Origin of the sequence: Sphingomonas trueperi (assembly GCF_040545665.1) — a bacterium.
Lineage (GTDB): Bacteria > Pseudomonadota > Alphaproteobacteria > Sphingomonadales > Sphingomonadaceae > Sphingomonas > Sphingomonas trueperi_B.
This window is the reverse complement of sequence record NZ_JBEPMH010000001.1, coordinates 1,036,242-1,058,128: the sequence shown is the minus strand read 5'-3', so window position 1 is coordinate 1,058,128 and position 21,887 is coordinate 1,036,242. Positions and strand designations below refer to the sequence as shown.

Here is a 21,887-nt window from a genome sequence, read left to right as displayed (position 1 = left end):
CTCCGATTAGTGAACCGTCGCCAGCTCGCCGCTATAGGCGGCCGCGCGCGTGCCGGTGGTGCGCTCGAAGCGGAAGGCGCCGGCGCGCTGGGCGAGGGCGTTGACCTCGCTCGACAGGTTGCGGATCGCCGCCGAGGTCTCCTCGACCATCGCCGCGTTCTGCTGGGTCACCAGATCCATCCCCTTCATCGCGGTCGAGACCTGGCTCACCGCCGCCGACTGGGCATGGTTGTCATGGTCAATCGCGGCGATCAGGTTGTGCACCGCCTCGACATCGCCCGAAATCGTATCAAGCGCCGTATCGGTGTCGTGCACCGCGTCGGCGGCTTGGAGAATATCGGCCTGGGTCTCGCTGAGCATGTCGCGGGCCTGCTTGGCCTGGTCCTCGGCGCGCAGGGCCAGCGCGGCGACGAGATCGGCGACGACCATGAAGCCGCGGCCCGCCTCGCCGGCGCGGCCGGCCTCGACCGCCGCGTTCATCGCGAGCACGCGCGTCTGGAAGGCGATCTTGTCGAGGCCCTCGATCACGCCGTCAATATTCTTGGCGCTGCCGCTCGCCCGGTCCATCGCCTGCACGGCGCGGGCGGTGGTGCCGCGGCCGTCGCGGAGTGCCGTGGTCGCCTCGCCGGCGCGCTTCACCGTGTTGTCGGCGGCGATCATCGTGGCGCGCAGGCGCTCCTCGATCTTGGCCAGCGCCTCGGTCGCCTGGGCTAGATTGGCCGCGCTCTTTTCGGTACGGTGCGCGAGGTCCTCGGAGCCGTGCGCGACCTCGGACGAGGTGTTGCGGATATTGTCGGCGCTTTCGCTGACCAGCTGCACGCGGGCGCGCAGCGAGGCGATCGCCTCGTTGATGTTGTGGCGCAGCACTTCATATTCGGCCGGGAAGCGGCGATCGATCGTGCGGGTCAGGTCGCCCTCGCGCAGCGCCAGCAGGCCGTTGCCGAGTACTTCGGTGACTTCGCGCTGCGCCTCGAGCTTGCGCGCATCCGCTTCGCTCTGCGCGGCCGCGGCTGCGCGGTAATGTTCGAGACCGCTGGCGATGCGGCCCATCTCGTCGCTACGGTCCTGATAGGGAATCGTCGCCACTTCGCCCTTGGCGAGGCGATCGGTGAGCGCCGACAGCGTCCCGACAGGCTCCAGCACCCGGCGATACATGGTAATGTAGAAATGCGCCGCCTGGCCGCCGACGATCAGCGCCAGCACCAGCACGATGCCGATTGCTAGGTAGAATTCGGATGTGCCGCTGGCGGCGACGCGCTGCTGCTCGGCCCGCGCCATGGTGACGAGCTTGTCCACCGCGGCGCGGTGGCTGTCGTACAGGCCGGTCAGCTTGGCGTAGCTGGCGTCGATCGCCGCGCGATCGCCCTTGCGGGCGGCGGGCAGGAAGCCCTGGTCGAGCTCGTTCCAGAATGCCTGGGCGGCGGGGTGCGCCTGCTGGAGCAGCTGGTTGCGCAGGCTCTCGTCCACCTGCACCGTCTGCCAATATTTGTTGCGTTCCAGATAGAGGTTGTGGAGGCCCTCCAGCTTCTCGGCATGCGTGCCCAGCGTTTCCGGATTGCGCGCGATCAGCGTCGCCTCGAGATAGGGCTCGATGATATATTCGGGGGGCGGCAGGATGTCCGCGATCAGATCGGCATTGACCTGCTGGTGCAGCTGCACCTCGCCGCCCATGCGGATGCGATCCAGCCGCCAGGCCGCCAGCGAGCCGCCGACAACCAGAAGCGCCATCATGGCTAACGCGCTGTTGCGAACGAAACTTGCAATCGACATCCACGATCCTCTGGTGACAGGCGCACGCGTCCCCCAAGCGGACCTTCGGCAAGGAAGGCCTTCGGTAGATTATAGGGGGTGGGCTCGGGGCGCGTTGCCCCGAATCGGGATTATTGCTGCATATTCGTAAGAATACGGACCAGCTCGCAGCCGACCCGGGCATCGGGGTAAATGTCCTGCTTGGCGGACCGAACGCGGACCTCGACAACGCGCGGATCGCGCATCGCCAGCGCGGCGACCTGCTCGCACAGCACTTCCTGCAACTCGAAATGGCGCGAGCGGACAAGGGCATGGATGCCCTCGCGGAGGAAGTCATAATCGACCACTGCGTCGATCCGGTCCTCGGGCACCTCGGGATAGCGGCAGGTCATCGCCACGTCGATGCGGACCCGCTGGGGGGCGGCGCGTTCCTCGGGATGGATGCCGAGGCCCATCGAGACCTCCAGCGCTTCGAGATGGATCACATAATCAGGCATCGGGGCGGTGCTCGCGTCCTTCGAACATCACGTCGCTGTCGCGCGCGAGGAAATGCTGGCCGCAATCGACATAGATATTCTGCCCGGTGATGCTGCTGCACTCCAGCAGGTGCGCGACCGTGGCGGCGATGTCGGCCGGGTCGACCGGGCGGCGCAGCAGGTTCTGGCTGCCGGTGCGGGCGAACTCTTCCGCGCTCTGGTCGAGGCTGGGCAGGGTGAGGCCGGGGGACACCGCGTTCACCCGCACCCGCGGCGCCAGCTTCTGCGCGAGCATGTGGGTGGCACCCTGCAGCGCCAGCTTCGAGCAGGTATAGCTGAAGAAGTCCGGGTTGAGGTTGCCCACCTTTTGGTCGAGCAGGTTCACGACGGCGCCTTCCGCGAGATCCGCCTGCGCGGCCAGCGCCATGGCGAGGCCCACCGGGGCAGCGAGGTTCACGTGCATGTGCCGGTCGAGCAGCGCATAATTGGCGATCGGCGCCTGATCATAGGCGAACAGCGACGCGTTGTTGACCACGGCGTCGAGCGGGGCACCGAAGGCGCTACGGCATGCCTCTACCAGGGCGGCGGGGGCGCCGGGATCGCCGAGCTCGGCGCAGACCACCGCGGTGGTCGCACCGCTCGCGCGGAGTTCGGCGGCAAAGGCCTCGGCTTCGTCGGGCGAGTGATGGTGGTGGATCGCCACCGCCCAGCCGCGCGCGGCCAGGCCCCGGCTGATTGCCGCGCCGATCCGCCGTGCGCCGCCCGTGACCAGCACCCGCCCGGGCATCAATAACCCATCAGCTTGAGCACTTCGGCCCGGCTGCGCTCGTCTTCGCGGAACACGCCCATCATCCGGCTGGTCACCATGCCGACGCCCGGCGTGCGCACGCCGCGCCCGGTCATGCAGCCATGCTGCGCCTCGATCACCACTGCCACGCCCTGGGGGTGGAGGTGGTTCCAGATGCAGTCGGCCACTTCTGCGGTGAGCCGCTCCTGCACCTGCAGGCGGCGGGCAAAGGCGTGGAGGACGCGCGCGAGTTTCGAGATGCCGACAACGTGGTTCCTGGGCAGATAGGCGATCGATGCCTTGCCGGTAATCGGTGCCATGTGGTGCTCGCAATGTGACTGGAAGGGAATGTCCTTCAGCAGCACGATCTCGTCATAGCCGCCGACCTCCTCGAACACGCGGGAGAGGTGGTGCGACGGATCCTCGCCATAGCCGGCGCAATATTCCTTCCAGGCGCGGGCGACGCGTTGGGGCGTGTCGAGCAGGCCCTCGCGATCGGGATCGTCGCCGGTCCAGCGGATCAGCGTGCGGATCGCCTCGGCGACATGCTCGGGCACGGGGATCTTGTGCGGGGGGGCGACGATGTCACCGTCTACGGGGTCATGGTGATGATCGTGCATGTCTGTCTGTCCTTTCGCCGCGCAGGGCGGGTTCGGACCGCAGAAACAGCAAAGTGGCACCAGGTGCAACCCAAGGTCAGCGCTCGAACAGCCGATCCAGTGGGCCGTCGGCAAGGCACCAGAGCAGCGCGACGAGCGCGGCGCAGGCGAGGCCGGCGGCGGGGGAGGCGATCGCTACGGCGAGGCCCGCCAGATAGAGGCAGCAGGCAAGCATGCTTTTGCGCAGCGTACGTCGATGGTAGCGCTGCGCCTCCGCCGATTGCGCACCGGTGCGTCGGATCACCCGCTGCAGCCAGTTATAGGCGAAGGAGGGGAGCAGCATCACCAGCATGTAGAGCAGGGTGGCTTCGCCGCTGAAATGCTGCTCGCCCAGATAGGCAGTGGCGAAGGGGATCAGCGACAGGGTGAACAGCAGCACGATGTTCGACCAGAGCAGCGCGTTGCCCGCGCGGGTGGCGAACTGGAACAGCTTGTGGTGGTTTACCCAGTAGATCGCCACATAGGCGTAGCTGAGCGCATAGGCGAGGAAGACGGGCCATTGCGCGGCCAGCGCGGCAAGCCCGGGCCGCTCGGGTGCGTGCAGCTCCAGTACCATGATGGTCACGATGATGGCGATGACGCCATCCGAAAACGCCTCGACTCGCTTGGCGCCGTCGCGGCCTTCCTGGTCCTGCATATCCGTCCTCCTGCCCGCGCCGGTGGTGGCGCAGGCAGGAGGCGGAGGCAACTAAACCAAGGGTTTAGTCGGTAGAGATAGGCTGCACCCCGAATCCGTCACCCCGGCGAAAGCCGGGGTCCATTGGCTTGTACGTCGCGGATCGAGCCGAGGCCGCGTGGCGAATGGATCCCGGCTTCCGCCGGGATGACGGGAAAGGTTTACTTGGCCGAGAACGCCGCGTTGATGTGCAGCTTCACCTCGTCCGAGACGAAGGGGACATACTTGTCCATGCCGAAGGCGCTGCGCTGAATCGTGGTGGTCGCCTCGAAGCCGAAGTTCAGCTTCTTCATCATCGGGTTGGTGCCGGCGCCGACGAGCGTGGTGTCGAGCGTGACCGGCTTGGTGACGCCGTGCAGCGTCAGGTCGCCGGTGATCTGCGCCTTGGTGCCGGTCACGACGACCTTGGTCGAGACGAAGCGGATCGTCGGATACTTGGCCGCATCGAAGAAGTCCGGCGAAGCGAGGTGCTTGTCGAGCGCCGCGACGGTGGTGACGATGCCGCTGGTCGGGATGGTGATGTCCAGCTTGGCGTCGTTCGGCTTGGCCGGATCGATCGTCAGCGAGCCGGTGGCGCCGCCGGCCTGGCCGGTGAACTGGCTGAAGCCGAAATGGTTGACCTGGAAGTCGACCTGGGTGTGGCCGGTGTCGACGACATAGGTGCCGGCGGGAACGCGCGAAGCGTCGGCCTGGCCGGGCAGTTCCTGGGCGAAGGCGACCGGAGCGGCCGCGAAAAGAGCGAGAGCAAGGAGAGCGCGCATGAGTGTTCCCTTCGGGTGGTTGCGTCGCTCCCGTAATGAGGCCGCCGGCCGCGCAAAGCTAGTGCGCAGCCGGCAACCCAAGGTTTCCGCCCGTGATCAGTTCTTCGACTGATCGACCAGCTTGTTCGCGCCGATCCACGGCATCATCGCGCGCAGCTCGCTGCCGACCTGCTCGATCTGGTGACGCTTGGCGGCGATGCGGCTGGCCTTCAGCTCGGGCTGGCCGGCGCGGTTGTCGAGCACGAAGTCCTTGACGAAGCGGCCCGACTGGATGTCGGCGAGCACGCGCTTCATTTCCTTCTTGGTCTCTTCGGTGATGATGCGCGGGCCGGTCTTGATGTCGCCATACTCGGCGGTGTTCGAGATCGAGTAGCGCATGTTGGCGATGCCGCCTTCGTACATCAGGTCGACGATCAGCTTGAGCTCGTGCAGGCACTCGAAATAGGCCATTTCGGGGGCGTAGCCCGCCTCGACCAGCGTCTCGAAGCCGGCCTGGACCAGCGCGGTCGCGCCGCCGCACAGCACGGCCTGCTCGCCGAACAGATCGGTTTCGCACTCTTCGCGGAAGTTGGTCTCGATGATGCCCGAGCGGCCGCCGCCGACGCCCGACGCATAGGCCAGCGCCACGTCATGCGCGTTGCCCGAAGCGTCCTGATGGATCGCGATCAGGCAGGGCACGCCGCCGCCGCGGACATATTCGCTGCGCACGGTGTGGCCGGGACCCTTGGGCGCGATCATGATCACGTCAATGTCCGCCGGCGGCTCGATCAGGCCGAAATGCACGTTGAGGCCGTGCGCGAAGGCGAGCGCCGAACCCGGCTTCATGTTGCCCTTGAGATCGGCCTCCCAGATCGCGGCCTGGTGCTCGTCGGGCGCCAGGATCATCAGGATGTCGGCCCAGGCGGCCGCTTCCTTGTTCGGCAGCACCTTGAAGCCCGCGGCTTCGGCCTTGGCGGCCGAGGCCGAACCCGGGCGGAGGGCGATCGCCACGTCCTTGACGCCCGAATCGCGCAGGTTCTGCGCGTGCGCATGGCCCTGGCTGCCATAGCCGAGGATGGCGATCTTCTTGTCGGTGATCAGGTTCAGATCGGCGTCGCGATCGTAATAGACACGCATGGTGGTATTCTTCCCTTTCGAATAGCGGTGCGCGGGTGCGCGGGTGCGCGGAAAATGTTCAGGCCGGCTCGCGGCCGCGCGAGATCGCGACGATACCGGTGCGGGCGACTTCGATCAGCCCCACTTCGCGCATCAGCTCGACGAACTTGTCGATCTTGTCGATCGTGCCGGTCACCTCGAACACGAAGCTGGAGATGGTCGCATCGACGACGCGGGCACGGTAGACCTCGGCGAGGCGCAGCGCCTCGATCCGGTGATCGCCGGTGCCGACCACCTTCACCAGCGCCAGCTCGCGCTCGACATGCTCGCCCTTGGTGGTGAGGTCGACCACCTTGTGGACCGGCACCAGCCGCTCGAGCTGGGCGATGATCTGCTCCATCACCGGGGCCGAGGCGAAGGTGACGATGGTGATGCGGCTGATCAGATCGTCGTCGCTGATCTCCGACACGGTGAGCGACGAGATATTGTAGCCGCGCGCCGTGAACAGGCCGGCGATCCGCGCGAGGATGCCGGGCTCGTTATCGACGATGACCGCCAGCGTATGGCGCTCGATGGCTTCTTCCTTGATGTGCATTTCTACCCCTTCGATCCTTGCCCCTGCGGGAGGATCCAAAATCCGGTCAAACCAGCGCCTTGGCCTCGTCGTCCATCTCGCCGGAGACTTCGCTCGCCTGGAGCAGCATCTCGGTGTGCGCAGCGCCGCTCGGGATCATCGGGAAGCAATTGGCCAGCTTCGCCACGCGGCAATCGACCAGCACCGGGCCGTCATAGTCGAGCATCGCCTGGATGCCGTCTTCCAACTCCGCGCGCTTCTCGATGCGGATGCCCTTCCAGCCATAGGCCTCGGCCAGCTTCACGAAGTCGGGCAGCGCATCCGAATAGCTTTCCGAATAGCGCGACTGGTAGGTCAGCTCCTGCCACTGGCGGACCATGCCCATATATTCGTTGTTGAGGATGAAGATCTTCACCGGCAACCGATATTGCGTAGCGGTCGCAAGTTCCTGGATGTTCATCTGGATCGAGGCTTCGCCTGCGATATCGATCACGAGCTCGTCCGGATTGCCCAGCTGCGCACCGATCGCCGCCGGCAGGCCATAGCCCATCGTGCCGAGGCCGCCGCTGGTCAGCCACTTGTTGGGCGCCTCGAAGCCGAAATGCTGGGCCGCCCACATCTGGTGCTGGCCGACCTCGGTGGTGATGATCGGTGCGCGATGCTTGGTCGCCTCGTACAGCGCACGGATCGCGCGTTGCGGCATGATCGCTTCGCCCGCCTCGGGGAAGTCGAGGCAGCGGCGCGCGCGCCAGCCCTGGATGCGGCTCCACCACTCGGCGAGATCGGGCTTGGGATGGCCGCGCGCCTTCCAGCTCTCCACCATCGCGTCGAGCGCGCGCGCGCAATCGGCGATGATCGGCAGATCGACGCGGACATTCTTGTTCACGCTCGACCGATCGATGTCGATATGCACCTTGCGGCTGTTCGGCGCGAAGGCATCGAGCCGCCCGGTGACGCGATCGTCGAAGCGCGAGCCGACGGCGATGATCAGGTCGGCCTGGTTCATCGCCATGTTGGCTTCATAGGTGCCGTGCATGCCGAGCATGCCCAGCCACTGGTCCGACGAGGCGGGCAGGGCGCCCAGGCCCATCAGCGTCGAGGTGACCGGCGCGCCGGTCAGCGCCACCAGTTCGCGCAGCAGGCGCGTGGCTTCCGGCCCCGAATTGATCACGCCGCCGCCGGTGTAGAAAACCGGGCGTTCGGCCGCGGCGAGCATGTCGACCGCTTCCTGGATCTTCGCCGCTTCCGGCTCGGTCGTCGGGCGATAGGTCTTGTGCTGGATCGGGCCCGGCGCCTCGTAGCGCGCGGTGGCGACCTGGACGTCCTTGGGGATGTCGATCACCACCGGACCCGGGCGGCCCGAGACGGCGATATGGAATGCCTCATGGACGGTCGCGCCGAGCAGTTCCGGCCGCTTCACCAGATAATTGTGCTTGGTGCAGTGGCGGGTGATGCCGACCGTGTCCGCCTCCTGAAAGGCGTCGGTGCCGATCAGCGTCGTCGGCACCTGGCCGGTGATGACGACCATCGGGATCGAATCGAGCAGCGCATCGGTGATGCCGGTGATCGCATTGGTCGCGCCGGGGCCCGAGGTAACGAGGACGACGCCCGGCTTGCCGGTCGATCGCGCATAGCCTTCGGCCGCGTGCGTTGCTGCCTGTTCGTGGCGGACCAGGATGTGCTTGATCCGATCCTGCTTGAACAGCGCGTCGTAAATCGGAAGCACAGCACCGCCGGGATAGCCGAACACGACTTCCACCCCGAGGTCGGTCAAAGCCTCGATCAGGATGTCTGCGCCGCTTTTCTCGGTCACCTTTGCCTCCACGCATTCGAAAAAATGGTATACAGTGCGGAAAGTGCTCCGCCGGAGAGGGGCTGCTACTCGCACGAATATGATGCGTCAACCCCTATTGAAATAATTTCCTTTCAATCTTGATCAAATTTTCGTACGTATCTGTCTCCGCCGTCGCCTCCCACCCCCCGGGAGGCTGGCGGCGGAACCAGGTGTACTGGCGTTTGGCATATTGGCGGGTGGCGGTGGCGCCCGCTTCCTGCGCCTGTTCGGCCTCCCATTCGCCCCGCAGCACCCTGCCGATTTCCTCGACTCCGATCGCGCGCAGCACCGGCGCGTCGGCGGGAACGTCGGTGCGGGCGAGCAGGGCGCAAACCTCCTCCTCGGCGGTGGCGAGCATCGTGGCGAAGCGGCGGTCGATCCGCTCCCCCAACCAGGCGCGATCGGGGAGCAGGATCATCGCGGCGAGTTGGACCTGGTCGCCGATGCCGCCCTCGCGGCGGTCCTGCCACTCGGCGAGCGTGCGGCCGGTCGCGCGGACCACCTCGAGGGCGCGGGCGACGCGGCTGGTGTCGGTCGCGTGCAGCCGCGCGGCGGCGGCGGGATCGGCGAGCGCAAGTGCGGCATGCGCCTCGGCGACGGGCAGGGCGCGGACCCCGGCGCGGATGGCGGGGTCGATCTCGGGGATCGGGGCGATGCCGTCGATCAGCGTGCGGAGATACAGGCCGGTGCCGCCGACCAGGATCGGCAGGCGATCCTCGGCGTGCGCCTCGGCGATCGCGGTGCGGGCCTCGGCGGCCCAGCGCGCGGCCGAGCAGGCCTCGGCGCCGTCGATATGGCCGAACAGCCGGTGCGGGGCGCGGGCCTCTTCCTCTTCGGAGGGGCGGGCGGTGAGAATGCGGAGATCGGCATAGACCTGCATCGAATCCGCGTTGATCACGGTGCCGCGGTGCTTTTCGGCGAGCGCCAGCGCCAGCGCGGACTTGCCGCTGGCCGTCGGCCCTGCAATGAGCGCGACGCGCGACAGCCCAGGGGAAATCATGTTCATTGCGACGCTGATAGCAGAAGGTCTCACGTCAGGGCAGCTGGAGGCGGCCAAGGATCGCCTCGCGGCGGCGGGTTGCGCGCCGGACGCTTGGCGCTGGCTCGACGAGAGCATCGCGGCGGACCTGCCGTTTACGGCAAAGCCTGACGCTGCGCGTGCCGCGCTGGAAGGTGCGATCGCCGGGGCCGACGTGATCGTGCAGGCAGAGGCACACCGCGAAAAGAAGCTGCTCGTCGCCGACATGGATTCGACGATGATCACCGTCGAGTGCATCGACGAGCTGGCCGACTATGCCGGCATCAAGCCGCAGATCGCCGAGGTCACCGAACGGGCAATGCGCGGCGAGCTGGACTTTGCCGAGGCGCTCGATGCCCGCGTCGCGCTGCTCAAGGGTCTGCCGGAGGCCGCGATCGACCAGTGCCTTGCAGAGCGCGTGCGGCTGATGCCCGGTGCCCAGGCGCTGGTGCAGACGATGCGCGCGCGGGGGGCGTACACGATCCTCGTCTCGGGTGGTTTCACTCGCTTCGCCGAACCGGTCGGCACGCAGATCGGCTTCGACCGCCGTATCGCCAATGTGCTGGAGATCGCGGACGGCAAGCTCACCGGCACCGTCACCAAGCCGATCGTCGACAGCAGCACCAAGGAAACCACGCTGCTCGGCGCGATGGCCGAGCTGGGCCTCGCGCCGGAGCAGACCATGGCGGTGGGCGACGGCGCCAACGACTTGGCGATGATCCGCAAGGCCGAGCTGGGCGTCGCCTATCACGCCAAGCCGATCGTCGCCGCCGCTGCCGGTGCGCGGATCGACCATGGCGACCTTACGGCGCTGCTCTATGCCCAGGGCATCGCGCGCGCCGACTGGGTCAACGCCTGACGACTTAGCGGACCCCGCGTCCGAAGGTGTAGCTGAGCGCCAGCCCGCCCGAGAACTGGTTCTTGGAGCCGAACCGTTCGGTGATCGGCGAGCGCGACGCGTCGCCGGTCAGCCGGTCATAGGCAAGATAGCCGTACAAGCCCCAGCGCTTGCTCAGCTGGCGAATGCCGGTGGACGCAAGGCCGACGCTGTGCACGACATTGTCGCCGACCTGGTAGACCGGGATCCCGGCCGCGGTCGCGTCGCGCTGGGTCACGCCGAAATAGGCGCGCCGATACTTTGCGTCGGAAAGGCCCATGCGCGGGCCGATCGAGACCAGCCAGCGGTCGCCGTCGCGTTCCACATAATCGAGCGCGAGCATGCTCACCACGCCCTCATGCCCGCCCGCGCCCTTGCGCAGTTCGCCATAGGCGCGGAGCTTGGGGAGAAGATAGTAGCCGACGAACACGCCCGGCTCGACGGTGAAACCCACCTTGGTGAGGTCCGCGCCGGCGCGCTTGGCGGTGCGGGCGCTCTGGAAGCCGACCACGATGCCAGCCTCAAGTCCATGACGATTATAGATTGCGATGTTGGGGTTCTCGTCCGCCGCTTCGAATTCGAACTGGTCGTCGCCGCGGGCGGTGGAGAAGTCCAACAACGGGCGTACCGCGTCGTGGTCGGCGCCCGGATAGCTTGGCGTCCCCTGCGCGCCCACCGCAATGCGGTAGCGGCGCGGCGCCTTCTCGCTGCCGTCCGACTGCGCATGGGCAGGCGTTGCCAGGGCGAGTAGCAGGCCCACGCACATCATGGATCGTTGCATGTATTTTCTCCCAGTCAATGCGGCACTGCCATGCAGGGCTTGATCGCGCCACAGGCTTTTTCAGCCTCGGCCTGTGAGGGGAAGGGTCCGATGAGTAAGCGCGTGAGTTTGCCGGACTGGGGATAGAATGGCTGGCGACCGGGGAAGCGGCTCCGAACCTGGCTCCAGAGCCGCTCGGCATTGCCCGGCGTGGCGAAGGCGCCGAGCTGGAGCCGCCAGCTGCCCGTGGCACGCACGGGTTGCGGGGCGGCGGAGATGGTCGGCTTGGCCGGACGCGCGGCGGCTATGGGTGGAGCCTGGCGTACGGAGGTGCTTTTCGTAGCCGGGGCGGCGGCCGTGCGCACCTCCTTGGCGTAGCGTTGCGCCAGGGCCTGCGCCTGCTGGCGATCGGCGGCAGGGATATGCTGGTCCATCTGTGCGAGCGTGCGCGTCGCGGCGTCGAGTCCGCCGGCCGAGGCGCGGAGCATCAGCGCATAGGCGCGTACCCAGTTCTTCGCGACGCCGTCGCCGTTGAACAGCATCACGCCCAGTAGATACTGCGCGCGCGGCTCGCCATGCGCGACGGCGCGCTCCAGCCAGGGCACGGCGGCTTCGCGCTTGCCGTTCTCGAACAGCATCATGCCGTAGTTGGCCTCGCCCAGGTCATGCCCCTGGAGCGCGGCGAGGCGGTACCATTTCTCCGCCTCGACCATGTCGACCGGCACCCCGCGGCCGAGCTTGTAGATCTGGCCGACATTATACTGCGCGTCCGGATCGCCTTTCTCCGCCGCCGGGCGCCAGGCCTGCATCGCGCCCGCATAATCGCCGCGATTATAGGCATCGACGCCGGCCTTCACGGCGGCGTCCTGCGCGAAAGCCGGGGCGGAAAGGCCGAGGCTGGCAAGGAGCAACAAGGCGGCAGGCAGGCGCATGGCGAATCCCCTCTTGGCGGCCGTTCGGACGCGGCGCCCGTGGCTTAGCGGCTTAGAGGGGCGCCGTTAACTCGATCTTATCCGCGGCCGTGGCAGACGCAGTCCGGGTATCCGTCGACGTCGAGAGGGTAGATGCGCGTTCTGGCGCTGGCTTCGCAAAAAGGTGGATCGGGCAAGACGACCTTGTCCGGCCATCTGGCGGTGCAGGCGCAACGCAGCGGTGCCGGCCCGGTGGCGATGGTCGACCTCGATCCGCAGGGCTCGCTGACCGACTGGTGGAACGAGCGCGAGGCCGAACTGCCGGCGCTCGCCCAGACCAGCGTGGCCCGGCTCGCCGCCGATCTCGAGCTGCTGCGCCAGCAGGGTTTCAAGCTGGTGGTGATCGATACGCCGCCGGCGATCACCCCCGCGATCCTCACGGTGATCCAGGTCGCCGAGCTGATCGTGATCCCGACGCGGCCCAGCCCGCACGACCTGCGCGCGGTGGGGGCCACGGTGGAGCTGTGCGAACGCGCCCACAAGCCGCTGCTGTTCGTGGTCAACGCCGCGACTGCCAATGCCAGGATCACCGCCGAGGCGGCGCTGGCGCTATCGCAGCACGGCACCGTCGCGCCGATCATGCTCCACCACCGGACCGATTTTGCCGGATCGATGATCGACGGGCGGACGGTGATGGAGGTCGATGCCGGCAGCAAGTCCGCCGCCGAGGTCGAGAGCCTCTGGGCTTATGTCTCGGACCGGCTCGAGAAGAATTTCCGGCGTACCGTATTCGCGGCGCCCGCGGCGGCGGCTCCGTTCGCCGCCGCGCGACCCACAGGCGGTTTCGGTCGCCGGGTGGTGAATTGAATACGATGGACAAGCCGATCGCCTCGCTGAGCGCCGGGCTGCTCGCTCGCAAGGGGCTGGCGCGCAAGTCGGTGCTGGCGCTGGCCGACAGCGATGCCGTGGCCGAGCAGCTTGCCCGCACCGCGCGGGCGACCAAGGACAAGGCCGCCTTCACCCTGCGCCTCGATGCCGAACGCCGGCTACGGCTGCGGCTGGCGGCGGCGGTCACCGGCCGCTCGGCGCAGCAGCTGGTGACCGAGGCGATCGACACGATGCTGGCCGACATGGCCGAGCTGGAACCGCTCGCGCGCCGGATCGCCGCGCTCGAAGGACGAGAAACCGCATGAAGTCCCGCAAACTCCTCTCGATTGGCGCGGCGCTGCTCGCGCTCGGCGGCACCGCTGCGACCGGCGTGATGGTGCACGGTGCCGCCTCCGCCGCGGTTGCGTCCAACGCCAAGAAGGCCGCACGCGAAGCCCGGGCCGCGCAGAAGGCGCTCGCCGCGCACAAGGCGGCCGCTGCCGTCGCCCACGCCGAACAGGCGGTGGCGAACGATCCGCAGCGCGGCGACTATCGGACGCTGCTCGGCCAAGCCTATCTGCTCGCGGGCCGCTTCACCTCGGCCGGACAAGCGCTGCGCGACGCGCTCGCGCTGAACCCCGAGGATGGCCGCGCGGCGCTCAACCTCGCGCTCGCCAGCATCGGCACCGGTGATTGGGGCGGGGCGCGCACGCTGCTCCAGGCGCATGCCGCGCGCATCCCCGCCGCCGATCTTGGCCTCGCGACCGCGCTGGCCGGCGATCCGAACGCGGCGCTGGAAATCCTCGCGCCCGCAGTGCGTGCGCCCGAGGCGACCGCACGCACGCGGCAGAATTTCGCGCTGGCGCTGGCGCTCGCCGGTCGCTGGGGCGAGGCCAAGGCGGTGGCCGCGATGGACGTCGCGCCCGACCAGCTCAACGCGCGGCTGCTGCAATGGGCGAGCTTTGCCCGGCCGGCCAACGCCTATGACCAGGTCGCGGCGGTCCTCGGCGTGCAGGCGGTGCAGGATGCCGGCCAGCCGGTTGCGCTCGCGCTCGCCAGGCAGCCGTATTTCGCGGCCCTGACACCCACGCCGACGCCTACGGTCTCCCCGGAGCCGGAACCGCAGCCGGAGCCGATCCCGGTCAGCGAACCAGCCGCGCCCGTGCCGGTGTTCAAGCCGGTGCCGGTCCGCATGGCCAAGCCCAAGACGGTCAAGCCGCTGCCGCCCAAGCCCGCACCGACCATGGTGGCGAGCGGCCCCTATGTCGTCCAGCTCGGCGCGTTCGCCAATGCCGGCGTGGCGCGCGACGCCTGGCAGAAGCTGAGCGGCCGCGTCTCCGCGCTCCGCCCGCTCAAGCCGCAGGGTGCCACCGTGCCGAGCGGCACGGCGACGCTCTACCGCCTCTCGGTCGGCGGCTTCGCCCGCACCGACGCCGACGGCGTGTGCCGCGCGGTCAAGACCGGCGGCGGCAGCTGCTTCGTGCGCATGGCGGCGGGCGACGCGGTGGCGAGCTGGTACAAGCCCGCCTCCCGCATCGGCATCGCCGCCCGCTGATCGCTCAGACCAGCGCGCCGCCCTTGTAGAGCTGCAGCACGCGCCCCTGGGTGGGCAGGCGATCGAACGGCGTGTTGCCGGCGCGCGCATTCATCTTGCGCGCGTCGATCACCCAGGGCGTTTCCGGATCGAGCACGATCAGGTCGGCCGGGAGGCCCGGCTTGAGCGCGCCGCTCTCCAGCCCGAGGATCTTGGCCGGATTGGCGGCGAGCAGCGCGAACAGCCGGTCGAGGCTCAGTCTCTCGTCGCGCACCAGCGTGAGCGACAGCGCCAGCAGCGTCTCCGCACCGGCCATGCCGGGCTCGGCGTCGGCGAAGGGCAGGCGCTTGGCCTCGGGCCCGCGCGGATCATGGCCGGAGGCGATCACATCGATCGTGCCGTCCGCCACCGCTGCAAGTGCCGCTTGGCGGTCGCTCTCGTCGCGCAGGGGCGGCGAGAGGCGGGCGAAGGTGCGGAAGTCGCTGATCGCAATGTCCGACAGCAGCAGGTGCGCAGGCGTGATTCCGCAGGTGACCTGCACGCCGCGGCGCTTGGCGGCGCGGATCAGGTCGAAGCCTGCCGCCGTCGTCACCTGGCGGAAGTGGAGCTTCGCGCCGGTTTCCTCGGCCAGCATCAGGTCGCGGGCGATGGCGAGCGGCTCGGCGATCGACGGCGCGCTCGGCAGGCCGAGGCGCGCGGCGGTCTCGCCCGCGGTCGCGACGGTGCCGTCGGCCAGCCCGCCATCCTCGGCATGGGCGACCACCGTCAGGTTCAGGTCGCGCGCGTAGAGCAGTGCCTTGCGCATCGTGCCGGTGTTGGCGATCCAGCGCCGCCCGGTGGCGATGGCGCGGGCACCGGCCGAGGCGTTGATCGCGATCTCGGCCAGATCCTCGCCCTTCAACCCTTGCGTCGCGGCGGAGAGCGGGTGGACCCAGAGCTGCGGCTTGCCCGAGACGGCGGCGCGGCGGACGATGCCCGGATCGTCGAGCACCGGCGACTGGTCGGGCATCAGCCCGACACGCGCGATCCCGCCGAAGCGGCATGCGCCCTTGTCGACCGCGAACACGCCGAGGTCGATCAGTGCCGGCGCGAGCATCTTGCCGGCGACGTCGACCACCTCGGCATCGGCAGGCGCATCGACCTGGCCGACCGCCGCGATGGTGTCGCCCTGGACGAGCAGGTCACCTTCGGAGATCCCGCCCTCGGGGCAGACCAATTGCGCGTTGCGGAAGAGGATGCTGCTCATGCCCAGCCCTCCACGCCGCGCGATCGCCTTGTCAGTACGTCGAGGCAGGCCATGCGCACCGCCACGCCCATCTCCACCTGTTCGGTGATCGCGCTCCGCTCCGGATGGTCGGCGACGATCGAGTCGATCTCGACTCCCCGGTTCATCGGGCCGGGGTGCATCACCAGCGCATCGGGCTTGGCCCGGGCGAGACGTTCGGGGGTGAGGCCGTAGCGCATGTGGAACTCGCGAGTCGAAGGGATGTAGCCGCCGGCCATGCGCTCGTTCTGGACGCGGAGCATCATCACCACGTCGGCGCCGTCCAGCGCGGCATCGAAATCGGTGAAGGGCGTGACGAACATCCGGTCCATCGCCGGCGGCATCAGCGTCGAAGGCGCGACCACGCGCACCTCGGCGGCGAGCGCGGTGAGCGCGAGGATGTTCGAGCGGGCGACGCGGCTGTGTAGGATGTCGCCACAAATCACCACGCGTTGACCTGCCACCGACCCACGACGTCTCCGGATGGTGAGCGCGTCGAGCAGCGCCTGCGTCGGGTGTTCGTGCCAGCCGTCGCCGGCGTTGAGCACCGGGCAGTCGACCTTGTCGGCGATCAGCCGCACCGCGCCCGAGCTGGCATGGCGGATCACGATCACGTCGGCGCGCATCGCGTTGAGCGTGACCGCGGTGTCGATCAGCGTCTCGCCCTTCTTCACGCTGCTCTGCGCGGCGTGCATGTTGACGACGTCGGCGCCCAGCCGCTTGCCGGCGATCTCGAACGACAAGAGCGTCCGCGTCGAATTCTCGAAGAAGGCGTTGATCTGGGTGAGGCCTTCGAGGCGCTTGTCGCTCTTGGCGCGGCTGCGGTTGGCCTCCACCCATTGTTCCGCCTCGTCGAGCAGGAACATGATCTCGTGGGGCTGGAGTCCCGAAATGCCGGTGAGGTGCCGGTGCGGGAAAACGGCGCTGCCCTGTATCTGGGCACCGGGGCGATGATCGGAGGTGTGCATTAAAGCCGCCGCCTAGAGCGGGGGCGGGCCGGGCGCAAGGCCGCGACTCCGCCCCGCCTGCGTTATGCGGCCTTCTTGTCGAACAGCGAGAGCAGGATCTTGGGCTGATCGTTGGCGATCGACAGGGCCTTGGCGGCGAGCTGCTGCTTGATCTGCGCCGACTGGAGCTTGGCCGATTCGACGCCGAGATCGGCATCGACGATGTTGCCCACCGCGATATCGAGCACATCGCCGAGCTTGGTGTTGAACATGCTGGCGATATCGAACGAGCGCGCCTTGGTGCCGAAATGGCTGAGCGCCTCGTTGACGCGACCCTTGGCGCCGTCGACCACGCCGATGGCGCTGCCCAGCGCGCCGAGCCAGTCGACCGAATCGAGCCCGAGGCCTGCGGTGGAGAGGTCACGCGAGCCGATGCTGATCTTTTCGCCGATGCGGCCGATCGAGACGTCATAGTTGAACGGTACGGCGCCCTGGGCCTGGTTCGTCGTGGCGCTGGTAGAGGTGCTGGCGATCGGCGCCGTCTTGTCGTTGAGCGCGACGCCGGTCACCGCCCAGGCGGTGCCCGAGTCGGCGCCATTCGGGTTGAACCGGAAGGTGAGGTCGCCCTTGCTCGGATCATAGTCGAAGCTGACGATGTTCTCCCCGCTCACCGCCTTGCCGGCCGAAACCGCGCCGCCACCTGCGGCATAGCGCTGCCCGGTGGCGGCGATCCGGGTGCCGTTTTGCCAGACCTCCATCACGTCGCCGTCGCCGAATGCGTTGAATGCGACATCCATGCGGCCGGCTTGGGGACCGCCGGCGACGGTGTAGCTGGCACTGGCATTTTCCGGCGGGGTGCCGAGCGCCTTGGCGGCAAGCTCGGGGTCGCCCGCATTCGAGGAGGGGGCGGCGGTGGTAACGGTCTGCAGCGTGCTGCCGGTGCCGTTGCTGGTCAGCGTCGATCCCGGCGGCAGCGCGGCCATGGTGGGCAGCGCGGGCGGGGCATAGCTGGACGGCGACATCGTCGTCGTGGTCTTGGTCGTCGTGACCGCCGCCGGGCGGCCGGTGAGCAGGTTGATGCCGTTGAGATTGCTGTTCTTGGCGATCGCGTTGATCTGGTCGACCAGCGCCTTGACGTCGTTGGCGATCGAGTCCTTCGAGCCGGCGTCGTTGCCGCTCAGGCTCAGCGCCTTTTCCCGGATGCTGTTGAGGAGGTGCCGATCTGCTCGGCGCCCAGATTGGCGACGTCGAGCACCGAGCCGGCATTCGCCATGCTCTTGCCGATCGCGCGGCGCCCGTCGGCGTCGCTGTGCAACTGCTGGGCGGTGATATAGTCGGCGCTGTCGTCCTTGGTGCTGTGGACGCGCTTGCCGGTCGAGATCCGTTCCTGGTGCACCTGCACCTCGGCGGTCGCAGCATTGAGCGCGCGGACCGCATCCGCAGCGCCGGTGTTGGTCAAGATCGACAGCATCTTTCGATTTCCCCCTGTTGATTGGGGAGAAGCATATCGTGACCAGGGTAAACGGATCGTGCCTTTCAGGCTCCCGGTGAAGAAAAAGTCACGTGTTTACCAGGGCATCGATGGCACCTTGCAGAATATAGGCGGCGGCCATCTTGTCGATCAGCTCGGCGCGTTTGGCGCGACTGGCGTCCTGTTCGATCAGCGTGCGCTCGACCGCGACGGTCGACCAGCGCTCGTCCCACATCAGGATGGGAAAGCCCAAGTCTTCGAGATTGCGGGCAAAAGCGCGCGTCGACTGGGTGCGGGGGCTGTCGGTGCCGTCGAGGTTGAGCGGGAGGCCGATCACCATGCCGCGAACCTGCTGGGCGGTGATAAGCTCGACCAGCGCCGCTTTGTCCTTGGTGAACTTGGTGCGGCGGATCAGCTGGGCCGGGCTCGCGAAGCTCCAGCCGGCATCGCACAGTGCGGTGCCGATCGTCTTGGTGCCGACGTCGAGGCCGATCAGGCGGCCGCCTTCCGGTAGGGCTGCACGGAAATCGCTGGGAACGGTGGTGATCACCGCGCGGCTATAGGGGAGGCGGGGCGGGGCTGCAAAGCCTCCCCGCCGCCACCCTCAGGGCTTGTAGGCCGCCAGCCGGCGCGCGGCATCGGCGCGGACGTTTGCCCAGAACAGGCTGTAGTCGAATACGTGATAGTTGTTCCCCGGCAGCACATACTGGCCGAAGTCCGGCGGGGTCGCGCCGATGGTGAGGATGCCGCGCCCGTCGCAGCGGGCGGGCACCCGGCCTGCCTCGAGATGCGCGGACTGCAGGTTCAGGTCCGGGATCAGCGAACCGAGATTGGCGCTGGCAGGGGCCGAGTCGCCGGGCTTCCCTGTCAGCGGGTTGGTGCAGAGCATCTTGGTGCCCGCGCGCGGCTGGCCGGTGAAGCCGTTGGTCGCGTCGAAGGTGTCGATGATCAACGCCGGGTCGGCGGGCTCGGCGAAGCTCTGCCAGGACAGGATGCAGCCGGCCTGGTCGGGGCCGCTACAGGCGGGCAGGCCCATCCTGGGCAGGTCTGCGGTCAGTGACACCGGCCACCCCACCACATAGGCGGCAACCACGCGCTTAGCGATCGGCGTGCCCGCGACTCGCTCGGCGAGCAGGCGCGAAAGATGCAGCGCACCTTGGCTGTGCCCGGCAAGAATGATCGGCCGGTCGCCAGCTTCGTGGAGGAACTCCTCGAACGCCGCTGCGACATCGCGATAGGCAAGGTCGAGCGCCTTCTGCGCCTGTGCCTTGCTGGTGAGGAACGCCCCGAAGGTCGCCTGGCGATAGCGCGGCGCCCAGATCGCGGCGCTTCGGTTGAACGCGCTCGCTTGGCCGCGCAGAAACAGCTCGGCGCGGGCATTGGCGTCGGGGTTGTCGAGCGGGGCGTTCCACTGCTTGGTGTCGAGGAACGAGGTGGGGTGGATGAAGAACAGAGCCGCGCGGGGATTGGCCGCGGGCGTGTGCCCGGCGGGCGTCCACAGCGCCGGGTTGCCGGGCTTGTCCGGCCGCGCGATCCACATCTCTGCCCTCGCATAGTCGCGCGGGGAAACGGGCGGCAGGTCCGCGGCGTCGCCCGCAGGCACCATGAACTGGCGCATCAGCTGGATGCCGTAGAGCCGATAGGCGAACATGGATGCAACGCCGAGCATGATCAGGATCGCAACCGCATAAAGAAACTTCCGGGCCAATCGGCCTCTCCATTGTGCAATGCAGCATAAACAGGCGGCGACGCAATCGCGTTCCGGCCAGTGTTGCGTGCGAAGGATGCAACCGCAAGTGCCGATCGGGCGATGCAGGCGCTTGAAGGGGCGCGGCTCGGCTGATAGGCGCAAGCGCATGTCCGTAGACACCGCAACCGTGAAGAAAGTCGCGAGCCTGGCGCGTATCGCGATCAGCGACGCCGACGCCGAGCGCCTGGCGCCCGAACTCAACAACATCCTCGGCTGGATCGAGCAGCTCGGCGAGGTCGACACGCACGATGTCGCGCCGATGACTGCCGTGATCCCGAACACGCTGCGCCTGCGCGCCGACGTGATCACCGACGGCAACCAGCGCGAGGCGGTGCTGGCGAACGCGCCGCAGGGCGAATTTGGCTTCTTCACGGTTCCGAAGGTGGTGGAATGAGCACGCTGACCGATCTGGGCGTCGCCGCCATCCGCAACGGCGTGCGCGACGGCGAATTCTCCGCGCGCGAAGTGGCCGAGGCGTTCAACACCGCCGTGGCCGGTGCCGACGCGCTCAACGCGTTCATCGTCAAGACCCCCGAGCATGCGCTCGCCGCCGCCGACGCCGCCGACAAGGCGCGCGCCGCGGGCGAGACGCTCAAGCCGCTGGCCGGCGTGCCGATCGGCATGAAGGACCTGTTCGCCACCAAGGGCGTGCAGACCACCGCCGCCAGCCACATCCTCGAAGGCTTCAAGCCGGAGTACGAGTCCACCGTCTCGCACAAGCTGTGGGAAGCGGGCGCCGGCATGCTCGGCAAGCTAAACCTCGACCAGTTCGCGATGGGCTCGTCGAACGAGACCAGCTATTTCGGCAACGTGATCTCGCCGTGGCGGCGGGGCGAGGGCGACAACACGCCGCTCGCGCCCGGCGGCTCCTCGGGCGGCAGCTCGGCGGCGATCGCCGCGCGGCTCTGCCCGGCGGCAACCGGCACCGATACCGGCGGTTCGATCCGCCAGCCCGCTGCGTTCACCGGCATCTCGGGCATCAAGCCCACCTATGGCCGCTGTTCGCGCTGGGGCGTGGTGGCGTTCGCTTCCTCGCTCGACCAGGCGGGTCCGATGGCCCGCGACGTGCGCGACTGCGCGATCATGCTCGAGGCGATGGCCGGGTTTGACGTGAAGGACTCGACCTCGCTCGACATGCCCGTGCCGCATTGGGAGGCAGGGCTTTCCGCCGATCTGCGCGGCAAGCGCGTCGGCATCCCGGCCGAGTATCGGATGGACGGCACCCCGGCCGAGATCGAGGCGCTGTGGCAGCAGGGCATCGCCTGGCTGAAGGATGCGGGCGCCGAGATCGTCGAGGTCAGCCTGCCGCACACCAAGTACGCGCTGCCGGCCTATTACATCATCGCCCCGGCCGAGGCTTCCTCGAACCTCGCCCGCTATGACGGCGTGCGCTATGGCCTGCGCGAGCTGGCCGAGGGCCAGAACCTGCAGGAGATGTACGCCGCCACCCGCGCCGCCGGCTTCGGCGACGAAGTGAAGCGCCGCATCCTGATCGGCACCTATGTGCTCTCGGCAGGCTTCTACGACGCCTATTACACCCAGGCGCAGAAGGTCCGCACGCTGATCGCGCGCGACTTCGACAATGCCTGGAGCCAGTGCGACCTGCTGCTCACCCCCACCGCGCCGAGCGCGGCGTTCGGGCTGGGCGAGAAGGTCGATCCGCTGGCGATGTATCTCAACGACGTGTTCACCGTGCCGGCGAGCCTGGCAGGCGTGCCCGCGATGAGCGTGCCGGGTGGGCTGGATGCGGCCGGTCTGCCGCTCGGGCTGCAGATCATCGGCAAGCCGTTCGACGAACAGGGCGTTCTCAACGCCGGCCTCGCGCTCGAGCAGCGCGCGGGCTTCACCGCGCGTCCCAACGCCTGGTGGTAAGATGA

24 protein-coding genes are annotated in these 21,887 nt (G+C 68.1%); 6 read left to right on the top strand and 18 right to left on the bottom strand.

What is annotated here, in order from left to right; translation table 11 throughout:
- Window positions 1-6: 6 nt before the first annotated feature.
- The 10 genes from ABIC65_RS04790 to miaA form a co-directional block, all read right to left on the bottom strand.
- The gene (locus ABIC65_RS04790) at window positions 7-1,770 is read right to left on the bottom strand and encodes a methyl-accepting chemotaxis protein (RefSeq protein WP_436286700.1); all 1,764 of its coding nucleotides are present in this window, start codon (window positions 1,768-1,770) and stop codon (window positions 7-9) included.
- Between the two features lie 110 nt (window positions 1,771-1,880).
- Window positions 1,881-2,246 carry a dihydroneopterin aldolase gene (locus ABIC65_RS04785; protein ID WP_354307181.1) on the bottom strand — a complete coding sequence of 122 codons (366 nt, stop codon included), beginning with the start codon at window positions 2,244-2,246 and terminating at the stop codon, window positions 1,881-1,883.
- On the bottom strand, window positions 2,239-3,012 hold the full coding sequence (locus ABIC65_RS04780; RefSeq protein WP_354307179.1) for an SDR family oxidoreductase: 774 nt from the start codon (window positions 3,010-3,012) through the stop codon (window positions 2,239-2,241). The genes ABIC65_RS04785 and ABIC65_RS04780 overlap by 8 nt, the downstream gene beginning before the upstream one ends.
- Complete coding sequence (gene folE, locus ABIC65_RS04775; RefSeq protein WP_354307177.1) at window positions 3,012-3,632, bottom strand: GTP cyclohydrolase I FolE; 621 nt, start codon at window positions 3,630-3,632, stop codon at window positions 3,012-3,014. The genes ABIC65_RS04780 and folE overlap by 1 nt, the downstream gene beginning before the upstream one ends.
- A 76-nt stretch (window positions 3,633-3,708) precedes the next feature.
- Complete coding sequence (locus ABIC65_RS04770; protein ID WP_354307176.1) at window positions 3,709-4,308, bottom strand: TMEM175 family protein; 600 nt, start codon at window positions 4,306-4,308, stop codon at window positions 3,709-3,711.
- Window positions 4,309-4,508: 200 nt separating this feature from the next.
- Window positions 4,509-5,108 (bottom strand): YceI family protein, encoded by a 600-nt coding sequence (locus tag ABIC65_RS04765; RefSeq protein WP_354307174.1) that lies wholly within the window; start codon window positions 5,106-5,108, stop codon window positions 4,509-4,511.
- A 96-nt stretch (window positions 5,109-5,204) separates the two neighbouring features.
- Window positions 5,205-6,224 carry a ketol-acid reductoisomerase gene (gene ilvC, locus ABIC65_RS04760; protein ID WP_116468850.1) on the bottom strand — a complete coding sequence of 340 codons (1,020 nt, stop codon included), beginning with the start codon at window positions 6,222-6,224 and terminating at the stop codon, window positions 5,205-5,207.
- A 58-nt stretch (window positions 6,225-6,282) separates the two neighbouring features.
- Window positions 6,283-6,798, bottom strand: a complete 516-nt coding sequence (gene ilvN, locus ABIC65_RS04755; protein ID WP_084581822.1) for an acetolactate synthase small subunit — start codon at window positions 6,796-6,798, stop codon at window positions 6,283-6,285.
- A 46-nt stretch (window positions 6,799-6,844) separates the two neighbouring features.
- Window positions 6,845-8,590, bottom strand: a complete 1,746-nt coding sequence (locus tag ABIC65_RS04750) for an acetolactate synthase 3 large subunit (protein ID WP_354307171.1) — start codon at window positions 8,588-8,590, stop codon at window positions 6,845-6,847.
- A gap of 94 nt (window positions 8,591-8,684) precedes the next feature.
- On the bottom strand, window positions 8,685-9,611 hold the full coding sequence (miaA, locus tag ABIC65_RS04745; protein WP_436286714.1) for a tRNA (adenosine(37)-N6)-dimethylallyltransferase MiaA: 927 nt from the start codon (window positions 9,609-9,611) through the stop codon (window positions 8,685-8,687).
- Here miaA and serB point away from each other — a divergent pair.
- Window positions 9,610-10,488 (top strand): phosphoserine phosphatase SerB, encoded by an 879-nt coding sequence (gene serB, locus ABIC65_RS04740; protein WP_354307168.1) that lies wholly within the window; start codon window positions 9,610-9,612, stop codon window positions 10,486-10,488. The genes miaA and serB overlap by 2 nt on opposite strands.
- A 4-nt stretch (window positions 10,489-10,492) precedes the next feature.
- On the opposite strand, the gene ABIC65_RS04735 is transcribed toward serB, so the two are convergent.
- Together ABIC65_RS04735 and ABIC65_RS04730 are read right to left on the bottom strand one after the other, a co-directional pair.
- Entirely contained in the window at window positions 10,493-11,287 is a 795-nt protein-coding gene (locus ABIC65_RS04735) for a MipA/OmpV family protein (RefSeq protein ID WP_354307166.1), read from the bottom strand.
- Window positions 11,288-11,301: 14 nt separating this feature from the next.
- Complete coding sequence (locus ABIC65_RS04730) at window positions 11,302-12,198, bottom strand: SPOR domain-containing protein (protein WP_354307164.1); 897 nt, start codon at window positions 12,196-12,198, stop codon at window positions 11,302-11,304.
- Between the two features lie 132 nt (window positions 12,199-12,330).
- Here ABIC65_RS04730 and ABIC65_RS04725 point away from each other — a divergent pair, with 132 nt between their 5' ends.
- The 3 genes from ABIC65_RS04725 to ABIC65_RS04715 are packed head-to-tail and all read left to right on the top strand — an operon-like array spanning window position 12,331 to window position 14,599.
- Window positions 12,331-13,044: a ParA family protein gene (locus ABIC65_RS04725; RefSeq protein ID WP_354307162.1), complete on the top strand. Its 714-nt coding sequence runs from the start codon at window positions 12,331-12,333 to the stop codon at window positions 13,042-13,044.
- Window positions 13,045-13,049: 5 nt separating this feature from the next.
- Window positions 13,050-13,370 (top strand): hypothetical protein, encoded by a 321-nt coding sequence (locus tag ABIC65_RS04720; protein WP_354307160.1) that lies wholly within the window; start codon window positions 13,050-13,052, stop codon window positions 13,368-13,370.
- Window positions 13,367-14,599: an SPOR domain-containing protein gene (locus tag ABIC65_RS04715; RefSeq protein ID WP_354307158.1), complete on the top strand. Its 1,233-nt coding sequence runs from the start codon at window positions 13,367-13,369 to the stop codon at window positions 14,597-14,599. Before ABIC65_RS04720 ends, ABIC65_RS04715 begins: the two co-directional genes overlap by 4 nt.
- 4 nt (window positions 14,600-14,603) lie before the next feature.
- Here the strand turns inward: ABIC65_RS04715 and ABIC65_RS04710 are convergent, their stop codons facing one another.
- From ABIC65_RS04710 to ABIC65_RS04685, 6 genes are all read right to left on the bottom strand, one after another.
- Window positions 14,604-15,824: a dihydroorotase gene (locus ABIC65_RS04710; RefSeq protein WP_354307156.1), complete on the bottom strand. Its 1,221-nt coding sequence runs from the start codon at window positions 15,822-15,824 to the stop codon at window positions 14,604-14,606.
- Entirely contained in the window at window positions 15,821-16,810 is a 990-nt protein-coding gene (locus tag ABIC65_RS04705; protein ID WP_354307154.1) for an aspartate carbamoyltransferase catalytic subunit, read from the bottom strand. Before ABIC65_RS04705 ends, ABIC65_RS04710 begins: the two co-directional genes overlap by 4 nt.
- Before the next feature lie 62 nt (window positions 16,811-16,872).
- Window positions 16,873-17,811, bottom strand: a complete 939-nt coding sequence (locus ABIC65_RS04700; protein WP_354307152.1) for a flagellin — start codon at window positions 17,809-17,811, stop codon at window positions 16,873-16,875.
- A 161-nt stretch (window positions 17,812-17,972) separates the two neighbouring features.
- A complete protein-coding gene (locus ABIC65_RS04695) occupies window positions 17,973-18,260 on the bottom strand; it encodes a hypothetical protein (protein ID WP_354307150.1) in 288 nt (95 codons plus the stop codon).
- An 88-nt stretch (window positions 18,261-18,348) separates the two neighbouring features.
- Window positions 18,349-18,810, bottom strand: a complete 462-nt coding sequence (gene ruvX, locus ABIC65_RS04690) for a Holliday junction resolvase RuvX (RefSeq protein WP_354307148.1) — start codon at window positions 18,808-18,810, stop codon at window positions 18,349-18,351.
- 54 nt (window positions 18,811-18,864) lie between these two features.
- Window positions 18,865-19,968 carry a DUF3089 domain-containing protein gene (locus ABIC65_RS04685; RefSeq protein ID WP_354307146.1) on the bottom strand — a complete coding sequence of 368 codons (1,104 nt, stop codon included), beginning with the start codon at window positions 19,966-19,968 and terminating at the stop codon, window positions 18,865-18,867.
- 148 nt (window positions 19,969-20,116) lie between these two features.
- Between ABIC65_RS04685 and gatC the strand changes: the two genes are divergently transcribed.
- Together gatC and gatA are read left to right on the top strand one after the other, a co-directional pair.
- Complete coding sequence (gatC, locus tag ABIC65_RS04680) at window positions 20,117-20,404, top strand: Asp-tRNA(Asn)/Glu-tRNA(Gln) amidotransferase subunit GatC (RefSeq protein WP_354307144.1); 288 nt, start codon at window positions 20,117-20,119, stop codon at window positions 20,402-20,404.
- Window positions 20,401-21,882: an Asp-tRNA(Asn)/Glu-tRNA(Gln) amidotransferase subunit GatA gene (gene gatA, locus ABIC65_RS04675; RefSeq protein WP_354307143.1), complete on the top strand. Its 1,482-nt coding sequence runs from the start codon at window positions 20,401-20,403 to the stop codon at window positions 21,880-21,882. The genes gatC and gatA overlap by 4 nt, the downstream gene beginning before the upstream one ends.
- Window positions 21,883-21,887 lie beyond the last annotated feature (5 nt).